The organism is Inquilinus ginsengisoli (assembly GCF_031453975.1).
Taxonomy (GTDB): domain Bacteria; phylum Pseudomonadota; class Alphaproteobacteria; order DSM-16000; family Inquilinaceae; genus Inquilinus; species Inquilinus ginsengisoli_A.
On sequence record NZ_JAVDPW010000004.1, the window covers coordinates 194684 to 208859 of the forward strand.

Here is a 14176-nt window from a genome sequence, read left to right on the forward strand (position 1 = left end):
ACTCCGCGCGATGAAACTCCGATTTGACGACCTGACGTCCCTGCGCGGCGTAGCGGCGCTGTCGGTCGCCGCCATGCATCTGTGGCTCGACCTCAACAACCAGGCCCTCATCGCGGCGGACTCGGTCTTCAACACGGGGACGCAGTTCATCGCCAAATCGTACCTGTTCGTCGATTTCTTCTTTGTTCTCAGCGGCTTCGTGCTGTTCATCTCCTATGCCGGAGAGTTCTCGACCCGCATCAACCTGCGGGACTGGAAGACCTTCCTGGTCCGGCGCATCGGGCGCCTCTTCCCGCTGCACCTCTTCATGCTCGCGCTCTTCCTGCCCTACGAGCTGTCACGCATCTACCTGAGCACAGGAAGCTCCGCCTTCGCCCCGCCGAACACGGTGGAGAACTTCGTGCTGTCCATCTTCCTGATGCAGGCCTGGGTGCCGCACGGCTTCGGCTGGAACTCGCCGGCCTGGTCGATCAGCGCCGAGTGGTTCGTGAACATCTTCTTCCCGGTGCTGGCCTTCATCGTGCTGCGCCAGAGCCGCGCCTTCTCCGCCGCCGCCGCCGTCATCCTGCTGGCGGGAATCGGCGTCTGGTGCCTGTTCATCGCCCCGGACGTCCAGCTCTGGAACAACTCGAACTATCCGCTGCTGCGATGCGCGATGGAATTCACCATCGGCCTCTGCATCGGGCGCTTGTCCGGCGCCGATCTCGTGCGAGCCACGCCGGCCATTCCCGTGATCGGGTCCCAGCTGTTCATCGCCGCGATCCTGGCCGCCGCGATCCTGGCGATGCATCTCGGCCTGAACGACACCTATCCCGTCGTCGCCTTCTCGCTGCTGATCTACGCCATCGCGGTTCGGCGGAAGGATACGGCCTTCCTCTCCCCCCGCCCGCTGCGGCTGCTGGGCGAATGGTCCTACTCGATCTACCTGGTGCACCGACTGATCTGTGTGGTCACCAGCTTCGTGGTGAGCCGCCTGATGCACGGCCGGATGCTGACCGACCTCGAGGCGGCGGCCATGTTCGTGGCCGTCCTCGCGGTGGTGATCGGCGTCTCCTCCCTGACCTATCGCTGGATCGAAGTGCCGGCGCGCCGCGCCGTCTATGGCATGACGATCCGGAACGCGCGAACCGCGTAGGACCGATACCGTTGCAGCGGCCGCGCCGGGCTCTATGATGCCGCCGGCATTTCAAGGCGATGGCGTGATGACCAATATCTCCCAGCAGGCCCAGTTCAGCCTGATCAATCCGCGGAGCTTCACGCCCATCAGGACGATCCTGCTGATGGGCGCGCTGTGGGCCGTCATCCTCGCCCTGGCGCCGATCAGCATCTACCGGTCGGACCAACTGTATCCCTATCTCCTGCTCGGAATCAGCTTCGCCGCCCTTCTGGCGGGCCTGGCCCTGTTCGAGCCCCGTTCGGTCCCCACCATCACCATGGACCCGGAAGAGCGGCGCCGGATGCTCCGCAGCCTCTACCGGATCGCGTTCATTCTCGGCGCCTTGGGCATCCTGATGCGGCTGGGCGACTGGATCCTGCTCCGGGGCCTGCAGATCGACATGGACTTCCTGGAGAACCGGGAAAAGATCGAGAGCGCCGGCTCAAGCGCCATGTCCATGGCGTCGACCCTGCTGGTGCCGTTCAGCCTGACGCCCTACATCATCTATGCCGTGGCACGGCGCAACGGGGACAAGGTCGGCAAGGCATGGCAGAGCCTGGGGCTGGCGCTGCTGTGGCCGGCCCTGACCATCATCATCGGGTCACGATCGATGATGATGATGAGCCTCGGCATGCTGTTCATCGCCCGGATGACCATCTTCCCCCGCACCTCAAAGCTGATCGTCTGGACCTGCGTCATCGGGGGCCTAGTGCTGGTGTATCTCGGCGGCCTGATATTCCTGGAGCGCCTGACCCAGGTTGGGTTGAAGCCCGAAGGCGTCATGAAGCTCTCGTCGTTCACCAAGCTCGCGCCCGTGACCAGCGAGTATTATCGGCTGACGGCGAGTGCATCAGAGGTGTGGCGGAACACCATCTTCATCTTTACAACATTTTCGCAATATTATGTGCATGGAGTCCCTGAGTTCGTCTATCAGATTGAGCACTACAGCGGCGCGGATCAATGGGGCGCCTACACCTTCAATGTATTCGGCCGCGCCAGCGCTGCGTTATGGGGCGTCCCGTACGATCCTAGCGTGCTCAATCTGCCCCCGAGGCTCGGGGTGTATACGACTTTGTTCGGGCCATTCTACATAGACTTTGGGCCGCTCGTCCCGATATCCGGATTCTTGCTCGGCGCTGCGATCTCATGGACGAGGCGCTGTGTGCTGCGCGGCGACATCGGCGCACTCTCGCTCTACATCGCCTTCACCATGCAGATCATCATGTGCGTCGCGATCAACGGAATCCTCGCCGCTTACGGTATTTTTTACACCTCTGCCTTCGCCGCATTCTGGCTTGGATCTGTCATGTTACGTCGCCGGCCGCGGCGATCTCTCGCTGCTACCGGGCCGCGGCCTGCATACGCGGCCCCCGGCTAGGCCCTTCTCCTGAATGCATTTAAGTTGCGTGATAGACATGAAAAAGCAATCCGGCAATATCGTTTCACTCCAGATACTTCGCGGCTTTGCCGCATCGATGATCGTGATCGGCCACAACAACTATTCCGCGACGACATTAGCCGATCCTTCAGCAGGCTTCCCCTTGTTCGGTTGGACGGAATTACTGTCTACTGGCGTCGATATTTTCTTCGTTCTCAGCGGCTTCATCATGATGTTGGTGGCCGAGAAAAAGCCTCGCCGATCCGAATTCCTGGCCAGCCGCATCGCGCGCGTGGTGCCGATCTACTGGTTCTACACGCTGCTGCTGGTGGCCGCGGCGATCATCGCCCCGTCCATCCTGCGATGGACCACCCTCACACCGGAACTGGTGCTGAAGTCCCTGTTCTTCATCCCCTACCATCATCCGGTTGATGGCAAGATCCAGCCGCTTCTGGCCCAGGGTTGGACCCTGCATTACGAGATGCTTTTCTACATCGTCTTCGCCGCGCTCATCAGCCTTAGCGCCGCGGCCCGCATCGGCGCCACGCTCCTGATATTCGCCGCCCTCCTCGCCCTGCCCGCCATCTTCGGCAGCGGCGCGGCCATCGTCGACTTCCTGAGCGACACCATCATTCTGGAGTTCGCCGCCGGCATGGCTCTCCATGTCGTCTATCGGCGCGGATGGGTCACTCCGCAGGCCGCGGCCGCGGCAGCTGTGGCCCTGATCGCCATCGTCTGGGGCCTCGGCTCCGGGGCGCTGGCGCCGCTCGCCGCAGGCTATGACCAGCAGCAGGTGCGGTTTCTCTTTTGGGGGATCCCGGCCGTGCTCTCGGTCTTTGTATTCCTCTCTCTTCCGACGCCGAACAACTTGATCGTCCGGTTCCTTCGGCAGATCGGAGATGCCTCCTATACGATGTACCTCTGCCACACCTTCATCATCGGCGTGATGACGACGATCTGGGCCAAGCTGGGCTTCACGCCAGGGCCCGCATTCACCCTCGGCGTGGTCTTCCCCGTCGTGGTCGTCGGTAGCCTGGTCGCCTATGCCGTGATCGAGCGCCCCCTGCTCGGAATCGCCCGCAAGCTGATGCTGCCCCGAGGGCGCCGGAATGCGCCTCCGCGGCAGCAGCCGACGGTCACAGCAGCTTGTGCGCCGTCACCGGAGTGAACGTGCCCTGTGGCGCAGCCCCGCCCGCCAGGGTGCCAGCGCCGAATGACAGGGCCGTCGAGACCTCGGTGGCCACGATGGCGTTGCCGCCGGTCCCGCTGGCCTTGGCATACAGGCGCATGTTGTTGCCTGCGGCCAGGGCGATAACGGTCGGGTGAACCACCGTGCCGGCGCCGTAGTTCTCCCCGATCTGCAGCTGGTCCGCCATGATGGCGGCGATCAGGTTGTTGCGAGTTTTCAGGGCACTGCCGCCGATCTTGATTGAATTGGCGCCGCCGAGCACGGTGTTGAAGGTGTAGACCGTCGGGCCGATCGTGCATGTATCCCCGTTCGCCGGGTTGCCGGAAAAGGTGAGCATGCCCTTCGCTAGGCCGTCGCCGTTCCTCGCCACCGAACCGGCATCGCGCTCCGTGGTCACGTTGGTGTAGCGGATGATGTTCTTCGAAGGATCGCGGGTCTGGCCGTCCAGCGCGGTGGCGGTGACCTCGATCTCATAGCCCAGCGGCTGCGGCGTTCCGATCCATCCGTTGTCGAGAACGGTTTCGCACAGCGCCATGCCGTCGGTGGCAATGCTGCGCACGCCGGTCAGGCCGACGCCCTGCGGGTCGAACCGGAAGCCGTTGACGATGTTGCGCATGGTGCGGCCTGCCGCCGAGGGGTTGGTGTCGGCGAACAGAGAGAACTGCTCAGTACCGCAGCGTTCGATGAGCAGGCCAGACGCCATCAGATAGTCGGCGCTGCCGACGTAGCCGCACTTCCAGGTGTCGTGGATGTGGACGTTGGTCATATAGACGACATGGCGGCGCTTGGTGCCATCGTCGAATAGGTGCACCGAAAAGCCATCGCCTCCCAGGAAGAACCCGGATCCCAGCGGCGCTTCCTGCATGCCGGTGCGGGAGAGCTTGCAGTCGGTCAGCCGAGTGACCATCGTCGATCCTATCTGATATGGCATATCGATCCGAGGCGCGCGGCCGAGGCAATCCCCGTCGGTGAAATTCCACTCGCACCCCACAAATTCATATTGCCCGTTCTGCAACTCGACGCCCGGGGCGTTGTATCCGGACCACTCGAACTTGCAATTCGTGAACTTGCCGAAGCCAGCGCCGCCAGCGAACAGAGCGCCTGATGCCCAGCGCAGGGTGATGTTGTTGAAGTTGACCTCAGGGCTGCCTTCCGTGACTGCCAGGACATTCGTCACCCGCGAGACCAGAATGGCGTACTTCGGGCCGGTCGGATTGAGCGGATCGATCGGCAGCGGATAGTCGTTCGGGTTCGGGCTGGGCAGGCCATCCGGCAGCCGTATGATGAGCTGGCCACTGACGTTGGCGAAAGCTCCATCCGTGCGTCCAACCATGTCGACCCCGCCGTTCGCCGTGGGGACGGACTTCAGTGCCTTGTTGGTCATCGTGTACCAAGGCCGCGGGTTCCAAGCTAAATTGAGAATGAAGGGCTGGTTCGAAGCGCTGCGGAGCTGGGGGCCTAGCATAGTCGGCGTGGTGAAGACCAATCCCCCGGTGCCCGGGACCAACGTGAAGACGGGGACCTCGCCGGAGTTGAAGCCAAGGAAGGCCGTGTTGCCACCGGGCAGGCCATCGACGTCCCAGCGCGGCGAAAGGCTCTCCTTGAACTGGAAGTAGGGATAGACGTTATCGGTCAAGCATTTGACCCGGATCGGCTTTCCGACCAAACCCAGATCGACCATCGCCTTCGGGATGTCGGTCAGCGACTTCAACGGGGCGCCCCGCGTGCCGTCCCCGGAGGAGCCGACGCCGGAATGGACATAGAGGACGGTGCTGGGTGTCGGTCGCCTGGTCACCTCCGAAATGAACACCGTCTGGTTGGCGGCGAGGTTGGCGCCAATGATGATGGAGCCGTTAGGCGTGACGTCAGCGACCGTGTCCACCGAGATCTGGAGGCCATCCTGGATGATGCGGATCTGCTGCTTCCGGTCCGACAGCACGTCGACCATGTAGTCGACCACTGTCCCGACGATTAGCGCCGGACCGGGCAGGTTGTTGAAATTCGGCGCCAGGGCTTCGCGCGACCCGTCGGCGCTGATGCCGTTCGCCAGAGCATACAGTAACCCGCCGTTGCGGTAGACGGTCTCGCGGGCATCGTTCGAGATCGGGCCGGTCGTCGCCGGGTCGGTGCCGATCCAAAAGCCGGAGCCAGTGGTCAGGGTGCCCGCGGTGAATTTCGCCCGGAAGGTGATGCTATCGCCCGGCAGCAGGTTGTGCTTGATCTTGATGCCGATCGGCTGAATGCCAGGCATCAAGCCGGTCGCGGCGATGGTCAGGCCGGTCGCGTCCGGCGTGGCCGTGAACCGCGTATCCGGAAGCGTCAGCGCCACCGGGTAGATCACCTCGTAGCTGGACTTATCCAGCCATGCGATGGGCCGTGCCGTGCCGGTCGAGCGGTACAGCCCGTCGACGCCGCCCGTCGACTGCGCAACCCGGTTCTCCATGTTGCCGATGCGATCGACGCCCAGCACCCACACGTTGCCGGCATCGTTCCAAAACCATGCGCTCGGATAGTTGTTGGCGTCGACCGGGTCGGAATAGATCACCCCGATCGTGCCATCCGGCTGTGAAAGGTCGGCGTCCATCGCCGCCTTGGTCGGATAGTGCGCCGCGCCCACGCCGGCCGCTGTCGCCAGTGCCTCGACGGCGTTGAGCTTCCTGCGGATGTCCTGCTTGGCCGGCTCATGCACCGAGCCGTCCGGATTGAAATCAGCCCAGATCTCGTCATTGGTCTTCACGGCCATGACTTCACCCCATCGGATTTTCGGTTGAGGCCCGTGGGCCTAGAGAACGGCGCCGACGCCCTGCAAGTAGGCGTGGATCGCGTTGTAGAGGTCGAGTTCCTGGGCCGCGGTCAGGCCGGCGCCCCAATGCGCGGCGCAGACCTCGGCGTCGCTGTAGGATGCGGAATTGGCGCGCAGGACGGTGACCGCGGCGGCTGGCAGCGCCGTTGACGTGACGACGGCCGCGACCTGCGCGACGCCATCATGATACTTGGCGTATCCGGTCGAGGCCGTGCGCGAGAGGCAGAAGTGGCCCAGGCCCGCAGTCGCGCCAGCCGCGGTGGTGCTGACTGTGCCGTCGTTCAAGCCGGTGCGGACGTTCCCTGACACAGCATCCTTCGTGTAGATGAAGGCGCCGGCGGTGCCGATCTCCGCTGATTGTAGCGAACTCGACGTGGTCGCCGCCGTTCGCACCCACACGCCCATATGCGCGCTGTTGAGCGCCCACTGGCCGCCGGCGGTCGACGGCACGAAGGTGCTGGTCAGGTAGCCGCCGGCGGTCGAGCCGACGCCGGTTCCCTTGTAGCCGTGGTCGGCCGTGAAGACCGGGCTGCTGGTGGCGGCCAGCGCGAAGCTGGCCGGCGCCTTGGCGTTCAGCCGCGCCGCCTGGGCGTCATGCGCCGCCAGCAGGTACAGGCAATCGAGAACCGCCCACACCCCGGCCGTCTTCAGCGCCAGGAACAGCGTGTTGATCAGGGTCTGCCTGGCGAAGGTAGGCGCCACCGTCATCGCGACGATGTACGCCCAGGCGTCGGCGTCGATCGCGTTGACCGTCACGGCGCGCAGGCCGGACGGCAGGCTTTCGTTGCCCGCCACGGTCTGCGTCGCCGTGACGTTGTTGATGCCCAGGCCGAGCGGCGTGGTCGGCGTCACGGTCCAGACGCCGGAGCCGTTGGCCGTACCAGTGCCGACCTGCACCGCATTGGCGAACAGTTTGATCGCCGCGCCGGGCATCGACGTGCCGGAGATAGGCGGCCTGGTGTCGTAGGTCGTGAGCGGGCCCGACGGGCTGGTGATCGCCGGCGCCGCCGGCGCGAGCTCGGCCAGCTGCGGCCCGGCCGGCGCGCTCTGCACGTCCGACCAATTGGCCGCCGTCGCGAAATAGTACCAGTCGCCGACGCCGGGCGTGTCGACATAGGTCTGTGGCGCGCCGGCGGCGCCATAGAGCGGGCTCCCCAGCTGCGTGGCTCCGACGAAGCTGGTGGTGCCGCTGCGGAAGAACCGCAGCGCGGCATGGCGCGGCGAGTTGGGCGCGGTGGCGGTGACCGTGACATTGGCGACGCCGGGAACCGCAGCCTGCGCCGTCAATCCGGTCGGCAGCCCGGGCGATGCTGGATCCGCCACCGCGGTGAAGGGCGGCGCCGCGGTCCAGCTCGAGGACGTCCCGCGCGGCCCCTTGAAGCGGACCCCGGCCTCATAGTTCTGGCCATCCTCGATCGGCGGCGTCTCGAAGGTGTTGGTGTCGGGGATGACGCCGGCCGACTGCCAGGCCCCGCCCGCCTTCCGCCAACGGCCTTCGGCGACGAAGGACGCGCTGGGCGGCGCGGCCCAGGCGATCACGGCCGTGGCGATCAGCGTCTGCGCGTCGTACTGCCGGTGCATCACCGTCGAGGTCACGCCGGTCGGCGCCGGGGTGGCCGGCGTCACTGGCGGCCCGACCGGCACCGGTGCGCTGTCCTGCTCATCCGTCGCCGCGGTCCAGTCCCACCAGCCGTCATAGCTGGTGACGTCCATCTCGACCGTCATGGTGGTGCGGTCGATCCGCATGCCGGTGATCTCGAACACCTGGTCAATCTCGAGCTCGGAGATTTGCAGCCTGATCCAGCGTTCGCCCCAGGCGTCGAGCAGCGCCAGGGTGCCGCGCACCTTGCCCGCCCATTCCGGGTTGCCGTGCTTCAGCGTGTACCGCGCGACCCGCTGCGCCTGGCCGTCGGTCGGCACGAAGCGCAGCTTGATCCCGCTGCTCTCGGTGCCGTTGCGGTCGATCGAATCCTGGTCCATCTGGATCCCGGCTTCGGTCTCGGCCCAGTTCTGCGCCTTCGAGACATAGGTGGCGCGCACCTCATTGATGCGCGTGATCGCCGCGGTCCCAGTCGAGAAGTCGTATTCCAGGATCTGGTCATCGTTGACCGTCACCCCGGCGACCGGGTTGGGCGCGCCGACCGACAGTCCGATCTTGCCGTCCGGCCCCTGCGTCAGCCGGCCGCCGCAGGCGTCGAGCAGGTCGGACAGCACCGACTTGCGATCCTCGGTCAGGTCATAGGCGCCGCAGCTGCGCCACCGCTTCTCGGCCGGCTTCAAGGGATCCTTCAGCGGGATCAGCTGGTCGCAGACGGTGGCCGCCGCGGCGAAGCTGGCGAGGTCGATGTACTTGTGGATGTCCAGGCCGAACCCGACCGGCACGCCGGCCTCGGTCCGCGTGAGATAGTCGAGCAGCACCAGCGCGGCGTTGTCGGACCAAGCCCAGCTCTCTTCATCATCGATATGCTGATCGTCGGGATCGGGCCCTTCCTCGCGGGGGTCGTAGATCTTGGCGCCCTTCAGCGTGGCGCGATAGGCGGGCGGTCCGCTGGGGAAGACCTCCGACTGCTGCTCCGGCTTCAGGTCGCTGTACCCGACATAGGTACAGCACAGGCCGCGGCCCCGATGAGCCGGCACCGTCCACTCGGCCGCGGCAGCTGGCAGGGTGATCGTCTGGTCCGGGGTCCCGAGATAGGTGTGGATATAGACCGAGCTATTGGTGCCGGCGCGGAACTTTGAATAGGGATCGGTGGTGACGCCGCCATTGTCTTCGCGCACCTCGACGACGTCATCCGCCAGCCAGTGCTCCACCACCGCCTCGCACTCATGCGCGGCATGGCAGACCAACGTGTCGAGCCCGCCCCCATCGTTGTCGCTGTAGAAGATGAAAGCGCCGGCCAGCCGGTATTCGCCATAGCAGCGGGTGCGGGCCGGCACAGCCTGCTTGATGCTCTGGCTGCCGTCTTCGAACTTCGGCTTGGGCGGCTGCGGCGCCAGCAGGGTGCCGGCCAGCGTGCCGGCAATGGACAGGCCGACGCCGATCACGCCGAGGACACTGATGCTGGCGCTGCCAATGGCTATGGTTCCGGCGATGCCGGCAATGGCCGGGATGGCGGCCCCGCCGGTGGCGACGATCGCCGCCAGGCCGAGCACGATGGGGAGGGCCTTGGCCATGCGGTCAGATCCTCCAGGCGAATGAGCAGGCGGGGCATACGGCGAGCTTGTCGCCGATCTTGGCGAGCCAGTCCCTCGGCCCGCGGACAGCGAGCGCCGGGCCGTCGGTGGTCATCACGATGCCGATGTCGCCGGGCTGCGCCTCGGCCGGCGCGACCAGAGTCGCCCCGATCGCCTGCATTGCCCGGGCGGTGACACGGACAAGCCCGCCGTCGCACAGCAGCAGGCGCATATACTCGCGCCGGGTGCTGTACTGTCCGCGCCAGCCGGCGGCGAGGTCCCGGCCGGTGCAGATGCGCACCCAATCGGCCGCCCAAAGCGAGCAGTCCATCACGCCGAGCTCGAACGGCGTCGCGTCGCCATGCCGGATGTGGGCGGCGAGGTCGGTCAGAAGCGAGGCCATGTCACCGTCCGGTCCACCATCTTCGGGACGAACTCCAGCGCCTTGTCGCCGGGAAAGCGGCGCTGCTGGTCGCGATCGGTCAGCAACCCGAACGGCGCCCGGCTACGCTGGGCGAACAGGGTCTCGGCCGGCAACGCGATCGTGCGCTGGATCGGTCCGGTCGCGGTGAAGCTGGGCTTCTGCATGATCCAGGTGCCGATCGGGATCAGCCCGTCGAGCTCGACCAGGCCCGGCATAGTGGCATCGTAGAAGCCGAGCCAGATGGTGATCGGCTGGCCTTCGATCTCGTCCGCGGCCGCATCCTTCTTCGCCGCCGCGACGACACGGGCATCGACGCCGGAAAGCGTGAGGCTGAGCTGCGGCGCGGTGCCGTTGATCGCCTGCTCCAGACCATCGATCGACTGCAGCGGGTTGCCCTGGCCGTCCTGGCGGTGGCCGATCCCCTGCCAGGTCTGGCCGCCGCGCACGATCTCGCCATCCCCCTCCCACACCCGGATGGGCTGGCTCTTGAAGGCGAACAGCACGAAGAAGGCGCAGACGACATGCTGGCCCTTGGCCTGGGCCTCGGAGGAGTCTGGAAACAGGGGCATCAGAAGACCTCGACCAGATCGAATGTCGCGTTGCCGGTGCGGGCCAGTTGCAGTTCGAATGCGCCGCTGTCGTCCGTCATGAGCCGCATGGGCAGCCGGGCATGGCACCACTCGACCGGATCATCCGCGTCCAGCGGCGTGCGCAGCCGCGGTCGGATGTCGAGCAGCGCCTCCTCGCCCGGCAGCGGCGTGGCCCCGGTGATGACGTAGAGATAGCCGCCCAGGCCGACGAAGGTCCCGTCCAGCACCGGGACCATCGTGGCGCCGACGTCGACCTGGACCTGGTAGGCGCCTGCCGCCGCATCCGCTGCGACCACCGGCGGCGTTCCGCCCTGCTGGAAGCGGGAGCCGTCGGTGTGGGAGGTCTTGTCGCTATACGGAATGCCGCCAATCAGCGGGATGATCTGGTTCCCGTTCCGGCAGTCACAGGGCCCGACCCGCACGGCGTTGGCCCGGCCGTCGAGCTTCGCCAGGAGCGCCCGCGCCGCCCGGATCTTCGCCGGGGTGTGCAGCGGCACGGTCAGGCGCGCGATCCATCGGCCCAAGCCGGACGAGACCGCCTGCTCGCGCCCCTGGATCGTCTCGCCGCCGGAGCGCGTCCTGGCGTCGATCCGGAACGTCTCGGCATTGGCGACGAGGATGCTGGGCCAGTCGTAGATGATCACGACGTCAGCCCAGGATCTCGATGACCGACCCCACGCCGGCGGCGAAGTCGAGGACGTCGGCGGCCGTGTCGAGCTCGTGCCGGGTTTGCCTGGGCAGGCGGGCGGACACGGCAACGCAGACGCTGGCGCTGGCGCTGAGCGGCATGATGATCTCCTGGTTTGGGAAGCTTCAGGCGAAGCGGATGGCGTGCTGGCGATTGATTTCCGGCACGCTCTGCAGGCCCTTCTTCACGGCGGCAGAGGCGATCTCGGCAATGGCGCGGTCGCCGTTGGCGCCGGCCATGGAGATGTTGAAGGTGATTGGCTGGCCGGAGCCGCCACCGCCGCCGGCCGCGTTCTTGATCGCGCTGTTCGGGATCACTTGGCCGGGGACGGACGGGGCGAACCATTCCCGGCCGGTCTCGCCTACTTGATAGATCTGGCCGGGCAGCGCCTGGCCGCCAGCGGCACGTTTGCTGGGATAAGCGGCCGCCATCGACCCGCCGGTGCCGAGGGCACCGATCCCGGGTGCTGGCGTGGAACCTCCGCCGATACTGCCAAGGAGACCGCCGAACGTTCCGAAGATGGCATCGAACAACTTCCCAAGCGGGCCGCCGCCATCGCCACCGAGCGCCGCCGCCTGGACGATCAATTGCCCTAAGGCGATCCCAATTTTGATCAGGGCATCCGAGAAGCTGGTGGCACCCTGAATGCCGCCCTGGATGGCCTGGGCGACAGCCTGAAGGCCTTCTGCATATCCGCCGTACTCGGATTTTAGTTTGAAGAGCTGCCGGCTGTAGGTCTCGGCGTTAATAGCGCCCTCGTCATGCAGCCGGTTGAGATCATTCAGCGAGACATTGTAGGCCTCCAGGGCATTCATCGAGGCCTTGGTCAGCGCTTCGCCCTTGGCAAAGTCGGCGAGCGTGAGGTTCGAGAGCCGGAGCCATTCGGCATTGGCGGTGCGCTGCTTGACGAACAGGTTGTACCGATCCGTGCCGTACTTGAGGCCGCGCGCCAGGGCCTCGCTCTCGGCGTCGTACTGCGCCCTGGCGCGTTCGCGGGCCGCGTCGCCCTGCGTGTAGACAGCGATCAGCCGGGTGTTGAGGTCGATCTGCTGCTGGATCTTCAGGTTCGATTTGTCGATCGCTTCGCCCTGCTTGGCCGCAGCCCCGGCGCCGCTGCTTTTCTTCGTCCCCAGGTTGTTGAGGTCATAGATTGGGTTTGGGCCTTCAAGTTCGGCCAGGTCAACGCTCGGGAACGCATTCGGAATCAGCGTCGGGGTGCCCTTGCCGCCGAAACTGAGTGCCCCGGAACTGCCCAGGCCGAACGTCGGCTTGGCGTTCGACAGCGCGGCGAGCTGGCCGGTCAGTCCCTGGATCGTCCGGCCGAATTCCAGTGCCGGGATGACCGCGTTGATGAACCCCTGGCCTAGGATCTTGGTCGCCTCCGCCGCCTGGCCGGCCGATGACGTGAAGGCCTTGTTATAGGTGTCGAGCGTCTGTTGCGTCAGCGCCTGCTTCGCGAGTTCCGGTAGAAGCACGACCACTGCTGCCTTGATGTCGTCAACAACACCCGCCGCCGGTTCGTATGCGGCTTTGAAGTTGTCGGCGGCAATGACAAACTGGTTGAGCTGAGTGAGCGTTGGCTCGGACGCGTCGAGGAGGTCAGTCAGGGCTTGCCTGAACGGGGCAAAAGCTGCCGGCGCCGCCTCACCGGACTGTCGAAGCGCGGCCGTCGTGTTGTCGATGGCCTGAAGAAGCTCCTCTAGCCGACCATTCTCCTTGATCTCAGCGAAGCTTTTTGCGATGGCCTTGTTGTTCGTCTCGATCGCATTGGAAAGCGATAGCCCAGCCAGCGCTCCATAGCCCTGCTGCAACAACGAGAGCTCATTCCTGGACTTGAGGACCTCCTCATCCGTCGTCGACAATGCGCCTTTCAGGGCATCCATCGCTGCCGAGAAAGCCGTCGCGGCGGCTTCTGCCGCATCCATCTCCTCGGCGTAGCCGCCAAGGGACGCGATGAGCGCATCCAGGGTGGCACTGGCGGCCCCGATTACGACCCCCCAAGGCCCGAAGGCGGGAGCCAGCACGGCGCCCTCCTGCAGAAACAGATGGAGCGCGTTCTGCCCGTCGCCCAGATTCCTAATCAGGTCCGGAAGCCGAGAGGCTACGGTCCCGGCCACCTTCTCGACCGTGGCACCGGCCTTCTCCGCAGCGGCCTCGACCTTCGCCATGTTGCGATCGGTGCTGTCGGCGACCTGGTTCATCGTACGGTCGTGCTGTGCGGAGATCGCGACGATCTCGACCACGATCTGATCGGCGATTTGGGACATTGCGGCACCTCGGCGAGAAGCGGGCTCGACACGGGAACAGATTCACGGGAAACTGGAATTTCCATTTATGGGGGATGGAATATTATATGCTCAACTTTCTGAGATATCGCGGCGCCTGCACTGTCCTGCGGGTGGCCACTTTGTCGGCTGCAGTCGCGTTTGCGGCCCCCGCCATCGCCGCCACGCCACAGCAATGCGACACGCTCAGGACGCTGCTCAAGACCTTGGAAAACAGTCAGCGGACGGCCGCGGACCAGTCTGGAGCGATCATGACCCAACCGGTGAGGCTTGAAGCCACGATCGCACTCCTGAAGCTCAAATACCCGAGCATCGACCCGGCCGACCTCGTGGCGATGAGAGACGTGGCCAACCGGGTGAGCACCTCCAGCAACCTCCTGCTGAAGGATTTCGATGCCACGATGAAGGTCCTCTACGACGGCCTCGCCTTGTTCAACGATCTCTGCCATTGACCGAGCCGGCCGGGCTCGCAGCGACCGTCCGGCGTCC

General features: G+C 65.5%; 11 protein-coding genes. 4 read left to right on the forward strand and 7 right to left on the reverse strand.

Annotation, left to right across the window (positions count from 1 at the left end; translation table 11 throughout):
* The first annotated feature begins 10 nt into the window (after positions 1 to 10).
* The 3 genes from E9232_RS12425 to E9232_RS12435 all read left to right on the forward strand — a co-directional run bounded on the left by E9232_RS12425 (position 11) and on the right by E9232_RS12435 (position 3702).
* On the forward strand, positions 11 to 1135 hold the full coding sequence (locus E9232_RS12425) for an acyltransferase family protein (protein ID WP_309794376.1): 1125 nt from the start codon (positions 11 to 13) through the stop codon (positions 1133 to 1135).
* A gap of 67 nt (positions 1136 to 1202) precedes the next feature.
* On the forward strand, positions 1203 to 2534 hold the full coding sequence (locus E9232_RS12430) for a hypothetical protein (protein ID WP_309794377.1): 1332 nt from the start codon (positions 1203 to 1205) through the stop codon (positions 2532 to 2534).
* Positions 2535 to 2571: 37 nt separating this feature from the next.
* A complete protein-coding gene (locus tag E9232_RS12435) occupies positions 2572 to 3702 on the forward strand; it encodes an acyltransferase family protein (RefSeq protein ID WP_309794378.1) in 1131 nt (376 codons plus the stop codon).
* On the opposite strand, the gene E9232_RS12440 is transcribed toward E9232_RS12435, so the two are convergent.
* Genes E9232_RS12440 through E9232_RS12470 form a run of 7 tightly spaced genes read right to left on the reverse strand, consistent with a single transcriptional unit; the run spans position 3671 to position 13669 of the window.
* Complete coding sequence (locus E9232_RS12440; protein ID WP_309794379.1) at positions 3671 to 6466, reverse strand: hypothetical protein; 2796 nt, start codon at positions 6464 to 6466, stop codon at positions 3671 to 3673. The two genes, E9232_RS12435 and E9232_RS12440, sit on opposite strands and share 32 nt — an antisense overlap.
* 39 nt (positions 6467 to 6505) lie before the next feature.
* On the reverse strand, positions 6506 to 9700 hold the full coding sequence (locus tag E9232_RS12445; protein WP_309794380.1) for a phage tail protein: 3195 nt from the start codon (positions 9698 to 9700) through the stop codon (positions 6506 to 6508).
* A 4-nt stretch (positions 9701 to 9704) separates the two neighbouring features.
* Positions 9705 to 10103 carry a DUF6950 family protein gene (locus E9232_RS12450; RefSeq protein WP_309794381.1) on the reverse strand — a complete coding sequence of 133 codons (399 nt, stop codon included), beginning with the start codon at positions 10101 to 10103 and terminating at the stop codon, positions 9705 to 9707.
* Positions 10088 to 10693, reverse strand: coding sequence for a hypothetical protein (locus E9232_RS12455; RefSeq protein ID WP_309794382.1), 606 nt, complete (start codon positions 10691 to 10693; stop codon positions 10088 to 10090). Before E9232_RS12455 ends, E9232_RS12450 begins: the two co-directional genes overlap by 16 nt.
* The gene (locus tag E9232_RS12460) at positions 10693 to 11358 is read right to left on the reverse strand and encodes a hypothetical protein (protein WP_309794383.1); all 666 of its coding nucleotides are present in this window, start codon (positions 11356 to 11358) and stop codon (positions 10693 to 10695) included. Before E9232_RS12460 ends, E9232_RS12455 begins: the two co-directional genes overlap by 1 nt.
* Before the next feature lie 4 nt (positions 11359 to 11362).
* Positions 11363 to 11503 carry a hypothetical protein gene (locus E9232_RS12465; RefSeq protein ID WP_309794384.1) on the reverse strand — a complete coding sequence of 47 codons (141 nt, stop codon included), beginning with the start codon at positions 11501 to 11503 and terminating at the stop codon, positions 11363 to 11365.
* A gap of 24 nt (positions 11504 to 11527) precedes the next feature.
* A complete protein-coding gene (locus E9232_RS12470) occupies positions 11528 to 13669 on the reverse strand; it encodes a hypothetical protein (RefSeq protein ID WP_309794385.1) in 2142 nt (713 codons plus the stop codon).
* An 86-nt stretch (positions 13670 to 13755) separates the two neighbouring features.
* Between E9232_RS12470 and E9232_RS12475 the strand changes: the two genes are divergently transcribed.
* The gene (locus tag E9232_RS12475) at positions 13756 to 14139 is read left to right on the forward strand and encodes a hypothetical protein (RefSeq protein ID WP_309794386.1); all 384 of its coding nucleotides are present in this window, start codon (positions 13756 to 13758) and stop codon (positions 14137 to 14139) included.
* Positions 14140 to 14176 lie beyond the last annotated feature (37 nt).